The sequence below is a fragment of the Stenotrophomonas sp. HMWF023 genome, assembly GCF_003060985.1.
Taxonomy (GTDB): Bacteria; Pseudomonadota; Gammaproteobacteria; order Xanthomonadales; family Xanthomonadaceae; genus Stenotrophomonas; species Stenotrophomonas lactitubi.
The window spans coordinates 1-6,652 of the sequence record NZ_QAIJ01000068.1; the positions used below are offsets into that span (position 1 = coordinate 1).

5 protein-coding genes and 1 pseudogene are annotated in these 6,652 nt (G+C 65.4%); 2 read left to right on the forward strand and 4 right to left on the reverse strand.

What is annotated here, in order from left to right; all coding sequences use genetic code 11:
- Positions 1 to 183: 183 nt before the first annotated feature.
- The 4 genes and pseudogenes from DBR20_RS02760 to DBR20_RS02775 form a co-directional block, all read right to left on the reverse strand.
- Positions 184 to 318: pseudogene (locus DBR20_RS02760) on the reverse strand (inorganic diphosphatase); the annotation flags it as partial.
- Positions 319 to 328: 10 nt separating this feature from the next.
- Positions 329 to 1,678: a metallophosphoesterase family protein gene (locus tag DBR20_RS02765; protein WP_108265113.1), complete on the reverse strand. Its 1,350-nt coding sequence runs from the start codon at positions 1,676 to 1,678 to the stop codon at positions 329 to 331.
- A gap of 11 nt (positions 1,679 to 1,689) precedes the next feature.
- On the reverse strand, positions 1,690 to 2,808 hold the full coding sequence (locus tag DBR20_RS02770) for a phytase (protein ID WP_108265110.1): 1,119 nt from the start codon (positions 2,806 to 2,808) through the stop codon (positions 1,690 to 1,692).
- A complete protein-coding gene (locus DBR20_RS02775) occupies positions 2,808 to 5,336 on the reverse strand; it encodes a TonB-dependent receptor (RefSeq protein ID WP_258223189.1) in 2,529 nt (842 codons plus the stop codon). The genes DBR20_RS02770 and DBR20_RS02775 overlap by 1 nt, the downstream gene beginning before the upstream one ends.
- Before the next feature lie 177 nt (positions 5,337 to 5,513).
- Between DBR20_RS02775 and upp the strand changes: the two genes are divergently transcribed.
- Positions 5,514 to 6,146, forward strand: a complete 633-nt coding sequence (gene upp, locus DBR20_RS02780; RefSeq protein WP_089240393.1) for a uracil phosphoribosyltransferase — start codon at positions 5,514 to 5,516, stop codon at positions 6,144 to 6,146.
- A 118-nt stretch (positions 6,147 to 6,264) separates the two neighbouring features.
- Positions 6,265 to 6,558: a PsiF family protein gene (locus DBR20_RS02785; RefSeq protein WP_108265112.1), complete on the forward strand. Its 294-nt coding sequence runs from the start codon at positions 6,265 to 6,267 to the stop codon at positions 6,556 to 6,558.
- Positions 6,559 to 6,652 lie beyond the last annotated feature (94 nt).

Here is a 6,652-nt window from a genome sequence, read left to right on the forward strand (position 1 = left end):
CCCGCCCGTCCTTCTTTCCTGCCGCGCCGGCTTCAGCGCTGCTGAGCGGCACGGACGAAGCAGAACTGTTCCTGGACGCGATGCAGTAGATCCACGCCATGCGTGGATGGTGTACGGGTGGGTTAAATCCACGCGTGGCGTGGATCTACTTCATGCCTTCCCTGATCACCCGCCCGTCTTTCTTTCCAGCGGCGCCTGCTTCAGCGGTGCGGTCAGGAACGGGTGCAGGACCGAATCCGCGGCAGCCACCGCGCTGCCCATCAGCAACAGGGCAACGGCAATGGCGGCTATCGGAACGATGCGTGGGCGCGTGCTCATCGGTCTGTCCTCACTCCCAGCAGCGGTCGGTGCGGCCCTTGGCGGTCTGGGCGCGCGCGCAGTCACGCGGAGCAATCCGCCCTTCCTGCAATTCCACCCGTTGCTTGCTGCCACTGCCATCGCGCTTCAGCTCGAAGGCGTCGTACAGGCGTCCGGTGACCGTGCGCGCCTCGTAACGCAGCTGCTGCGGATCGATACGCAACACCTGGAACAGCTGGGTGTCTTCGCCCACAGGTTCCATCGTCCTTCGTGCTTCGTCCGACAGCCGGTACTGCTTCGGCCCTGCCACGGTCACCACGTACTGCGGCGTTGCCGCCTGCCCTTCACCGCGACGCCCATAAGTGTGGTCATGCCCCTGCAGCACCAGATCCACCTTGTGGCGTCGCACCACCGGCAGCAGCACCTTGCGCAGGGCGGCGTTCTCGCGGCCCTCGCGCGGTGAATAGAACGGCTGGTGCAGCAGCACGATGGTCCACGGCTGACGGTTGCCGGTCAGCACCTTGTCCAGCCACTGCGCCTGCGCCTTGGCGGTACCCAGATCCAGCGCAGAAGTACCATCGACCACGGCCACGCGCACACCCTGCGCATCGAACCAGTAGCTGGTACCCGCCGCTGCATTGGCGCCGTTGTCCGGCAGGGCGAAGGTCACCGGCCAATGACGGCCCAGTACGCGGCGCTCCTGCGGGGTGTCCTCGAATTCCTCGAAATACTCGTGGTTGCCGATCGCCGGCGCCACCAGCGTCTCCTGCGCCAGCCAGCTGGTGGCGGCGAACCATTCGCCCCATTCGCTGTCGTCCATGTTGTCGCCACCACTGACCAGGTCACCGGCGAACAGGCTGATCCGCGCATCCGGTGCGGCCTTCTGTGCGGCCCGCACCACGCGGCTGACGTGGCTGACGTTCTTGTTCTGGGTATCACCGAAGTACAGCAGGGTCAGCGGCTGGTCGGCAGCGGCCAGGGTGCGCAGCTGGTTCCACGCGCTCCAGCTGCCATTGCCCTGTACGCGGTAGACATACAGGGTGTCCGGCTGCAGGCCATCGATATCGGCGCGATGATGATGCGACAGGCCGTTCTCGGTCTGCAGCACCTGGGTCTTCGCGCGCACCTGGCGGATGCCCTCGATGGCCGGCGAATCGTCGGCCAGTGCGATTTCCAGCAGCGGCGACTGCACGCTGCCATCGGTGCGCCAGGCCACCGCGAAACCGTGGCTGGGGTCGACCGACGGAGAGGCGACGATGCGGTCCGGCACCGATGCGGCTGCGTAGTAACGGCTGCCCGATGGCACCTGGGTGTTGGGCTCGGCCGCCGCCATCGCCAGCGATGGCAATGCCAACAACAAGCCGATCGCAAGCACGCGCATCGAACGCGCGCTCACGAACCACACTCCAGCGGAAGGGCCAACTGCTTGGCAATGCTCTCCCAGTCGAAGGCCACCACGCCCTGGTCATCGTGCACCGCATACAACGCACCGTGCGGGAACCGCGGCGTCGGCTGCTGCATCATCCAGATGCCATCGGTGTTGGCCACGGTATTGCCCTGGAACGCGCCCACCGGCTTCAGCGTATGGCGGTCGAACAGATGGAACACGCTGCGCTGCTTGCCCTGCTCGGTGGTGATCCACCAGCCGTCCTTGCCACAGGTGCGCAGCATCACGCCTTCGGCCTGCGCCTTGAACACGTCGCGGCCGAAGGTAGTGCCGGTGAAGCGCCCCGCCAGGGTGTAGACCTTGAACTCGCTGGCGTAGCTTTCGTCCTCTTCGGCGATCAGCAGGCGATCATTGGCCGGATCACCCCAGATCGACTCGACCACGCGCAGCGCGCCGGCTTCGCTGGTATCGCCGATGCTGGCCGACAGCGTTGCCTGGACCTTGGTGCCGTCGCGGGTCACGTGGTACTGGCGCACGCGCTTGTCCAGCTCGGCCAGCGGCGGCAGGATGTCCTTGCCCTGTGCGTCCTCGCCGTTGTCCCAGGAGTCGGTGACGTAGACGCTGTAGCCGTCGTTTCGGCGGTCGACCCACAGGCCGTAGGGCTTGCGCAGGTCGTCGGCACCGAAGGTGGCCAACGGAGCGAAGTCCGGCAGTGAAAGCACCTGCACACGGTGGTTGTCGCGCTCGACGATCCACAGCAGGTCGCCGGTCACTGCGATGCCATTGGGACGATCGAACTGGCCCAGATCGGTGCCGGTGCTGCCGACGTCACGCAGGTGCTGGCCATTGCTGCCGTCGTAGACCACCAGCTTGTCGGTGGCCTTGGCTGTGGCGATCAGCCAGGTCTTGCCATCCGGTGCCTGCCAGGAGGCCGGCGAATCGATGTTGTCGGCCGGGATCATCGGAGTCAGGAACGCCTCGGCGATGGTCGCCACCTTGCGCTCGACGGTTGCCGCAGCGCCAGTGGCTGCAGCCGCTGCCGGCGCCTTGTCCACTGCCGGCGTACAGCCGGCGGCAAGAACGGCTGCCAGCGAGGCCGCCATCAGGGTCATGCCGCGCACCATCACAGTGCCACCTTCAGGCCAACAGCGTAGGTGCGGCCGTACTCTTCCAGCTGCAGGGTGCGCGAGCGCGTGCCCTGGTACAGCTCCAACGGCTTGTCCAGCAGGTTCTGCGCTTCGAAGTACAGGCTCACGTTCGCGTTGAACTTGTAGTCCAGCGAGAAATCGAGCTGGGTGTTGGGCGCCACGTAGATATCGAACGCACGGCCCTTGCCGATGGTGTCCAGGTACTCGCTGCGGTACACCGCCGCCAGACGCGTGCTGAGGCCGTACTTTTCATAGCCGATGTGTGCGCTGTACACGTGCTTGGAGGCGCGCGGCAAGGTGAAGTCCTCACCGGCGCGATCCTCGATGCCTGCATCGAATTCGGTGTCCAGCCAGGTGCCGCTGGCGCCCACCAGCAGGCCATCCAGGCCAGCGGGCAGGAAGGCCAGCTGCTGCTGCCAGTTCAGCTCCGCGCCACGCACCGTGGCCTTGCGGCCATTGATCGGCTGGGTCACGTCGAAACCACCGTAGGCCGGATCATTGGTGCGCACCGTCTGGACGATATAACCGTCGATGGACTTGTGGAACAGACCGAGCGAGACGATGCCGGTGCTGCCGAGATACTTCTCCACCGACAGATCGATGTTCTTCGACTCGTACGGGTCCAGCTCCGGGTTGCCCAGGCGCACTTCCTCGTCGCCACGGCTGTAGCCGACGCGCGGCGAGATATCGCCGAAGGATGGGCGCGAAACGGTCTTGTTGGCCGAGGCACGCAGCACCCAGTCATCGGCCGCGTCGTAGCGCAGGTGCAGGCCCGGCAGCACGTTGGTGTAGCTGCTGTTGGCCACGCGCGGGGTCACGGTGTAGCTGCGGCCGTTGGCAGCCACATCGACCTGGTTGCCCTCGGCCTTGAAGCGGGTGTTCTCCACGCGCACGCCGCCGATGATGCGCAGCGCACCGACATCCCAGGTGCCCATGGCGTAGCTGGCGAAGATGTCTTCGCTGGCGGTGTAGTCCTCTTCCAGCGACGTCATCGCATTGGCACCGACGTCCTGCGGACGGGCGCTGAACTGGCCGCCGTTGGCCGCCCAGTACGCGCGCATGGCATCCGAATCCATGCCGTCACCCAGGGTGCCGTGGCGGTGATCGGGCGAGCCCGTGGTCCAGCTGGACAGGGCAATCTTCGGGCCGACGCGCAGCTCGCTTTCGTCGACGTTGACGTCGCGGTCGCGCCAGCGCCCCAGCAGGCCGAACTTGATGCTGCTGTTGTCGCCGTCGAAACGCACGTTGACCTGCGCACTCTGTTCCTTGTCGTTCACCTGCTTGGGCGAAAGCACGATGCGATCGAACGCGTAGTTCGCGTTGTCCAGCCACTGCGGATTGTCGAAACTGTAGCTGGGCATGCGGCTGCTCTGGTCCAGCGTGCCGTTGAAGGCCTTGCCGTTGAGCTTGAAGCGCGCCTCCATTTCATCGTTCACCCGCTCTTCGGTACGGGTGAAACCAACCTTGTAATCGACCACGGCGTTGGTCAGCTTGTTCTCGCCACCCAGGCTGGCCGCGAAGGTGTTCTCTTCCTTGGTGCGGTAACGCATGCGCTTGTCGATGGAATCCTTCGGCATGCCGTCCAGACGGTAATGGTCGGTACCGGTCTTGACCATTTTCGCGTCGTCGAAATTGAAGATCACGCGCTGGCGGGTTTCGGCATCATCGAACTGGCTGTACAGCGCACGCAGGTAGTACTTGCTGTCGTCGTTCGGGCGCCAGTCCAGGTTGAGGTTGGCGCCGATGCGCTTGCGCTCGATCTCATACTTGCGGTGCTGCAGGTTGATCGCGGTGACGTCACCCGGCGCGGCATCGTCTTCGCCGTCGTACTCCACTTCGGTGTTGTCCGATTCGAACTTGCGCTTCTGATAGTTCACGCCCAACGCTACGCCGAAGGTGTCATTGAACACTTCGCTGTAGTTGAAAGCGGCCTTCGGGCTGGTTTCGCCGGACAGCTGCTGGTGGCTGGCTTCGATCTTGCCGCGCAGGCTGCGGCCGTCACGATCGAAGGCCGAGGCCGATTCAACCAGGATCGCGCCACCGATGGCGTCGCCCGGCATGTCCGGGGTCGGCGACTTGACCACGCGCAAGCGCTCGGTCGAATCGGACGGAATCACATCCAGCGGCGCGGCACGGCTGGAATCTTCCGGGGTGCCGATGGCGATGCCGTCGACGCTGACGCTGTTGAGGTTGGCATCCAGGCCACGCACCACCACGAAACGACCTTCGCCCTGGTCGCGGGTCACGCTGATGCCCGGCAGGCGCTGCAGCGACTCGGCCACGTTCTTGTCCGGATACTGGCCCAGCGCGTCGGAAGACACGGCGTCTTCGATGGCATCGCTGCTACGCTTGAGGTCAACCGCGCGTACCTGCGATTCCAGCTGCGCACGTACTTCGATGCGGTCCAGATCGGTCGCCGCGGCGCCACCGCCAGCCCCTGCAGCGGTTTCGTCCGCCAGCACCGACGGGCTGGCCGTCACCAGCAGCGAGAGGCTGATTGCCAAGCCCAACGTGTTCTTCTTCTGCACAGCTATCCCCAACGGTGTAAAGATTGGGTCAGCACGGTATGTCCGCGAGGTTGCATGGGCATGACACCGGTGGAGCCTGGCCTGCCGGACCCGGCTCGGCAGCACCGCGCATTCCGCTTAAAATGGGGCTCTCCCCTTCTGCCAGACCCTCCCATGAAGATCGTCGAAGTGCGCCACCCGCTGGTGCAGCACAAGATCGGCCTGATGCGCAACGCCGCGCTCAGCACCAAGGATTTCCGCGAACTGGCCAACGAACTTGGCACGCTGCTGGCCTACGAGGCCACCGCCGACCTGGAAACCGAGCCGCACACCCTGCCGGGCTGGTCCGGCCCGGTCACCGTGCAGCGCATCGCCGGTGCCAAGATCACCGTGGTGCCGATCCTGCGCGCCGGCCTGGGCATGCTCAGCGGCGTGCTGTCGCTGATCCCGGCCGCCCGTGTCAGCGTGGTCGGCCTGCAGCGCGATGAAGAAACCCTGCAACCGGTGCCCTACTTCGAGCGCCTGACCGGCCGCCTGGAAGAGCGCGACGCGCTGATCCTCGACCCGATGCTGGCCACCGGCGGCACCCTGATCGCCACCATCGACATGCTCAAGCGCGCCGGTGCCCGCCGGATCAAGGGCATCTTCCTGGTTGCCGCACCGGAGGGCATCGAAGCGGTGAAGGCCGTGCACCCGGACGTGGAGATCTACACCGCCGCGATCGACGCGCAGCTCAACGAAAAGGGCTACATCCTGCCCGGCCTGGGTGATGCCGGCGACCGCATCTTCGGCACCCGCGTGGGCTGAGATCGACCGGGGTCGGAGCGCTTTCGAAAGGAAGTGCTCCACCTGCTCCAGGCACCTTCACGCCGGCTTTGCGGCGACGGGCGAATGCTCCGCGCACCCGCCCTGCCCTGGAGCCACCATGAAAGCATCATTCCTGCTCGCCGCCGCCCTGCTGCTCAGCCTCCCGCTTGCCGCCAACGCAGCCACCCCGCAACAGCAGCGCATGGCCGACTGTTCGGCCAAGAACAAAGGGCTGAAGGGCGACGCCTACAAGTCCGCGCAGAGCACGTGCCTGAGCTCGCACGCAGCCGCCCCGGCAACCCCCACCACGCCGCAGGAACGAATGAAGAAGTGCAACGCCGACGCCGCGACCAAGAAGCTCACCGGCGACGCCCGCAAGACCTTCATGAGCAGCTGCCTGAGAGCATCGTAAGCACGGCGAAAAAGCCCATCCACGCATGGCGTGGATCTACTGAAGGAAGTCCCATCCACGCATGGCGTGGATCTACTGAAGGAAGTCCCATCCA

Excerpts from the sequence above, each read along its gene's own strand:
- DBR20_RS02765 (WP_108265113.1), bottom strand. The coding sequence starts at position 1,678 with ATGCGCGTGCTTGCGATCGGCTTGTTGTTGGCATTGCCATCGCTGGCG.
- upp (WP_089240393.1), top strand. The coding sequence starts at position 5,514 with ATGAAGATCGTCGAAGTGCGCCACCCGCTGGTGCAGCACAAGATCGGC.
- DBR20_RS02785 (WP_108265112.1), top strand. The coding sequence starts at position 6,265 with ATGAAAGCATCATTCCTGCTCGCCGCCGCCCTGCTGCTCAGCCTCCCG.
- DBR20_RS02770 (WP_108265110.1), bottom strand. The coding sequence starts at position 2,808 with ATGGTGCGCGGCATGACCCTGATGGCGGCCTCGCTGGCAGCCGTTCTT.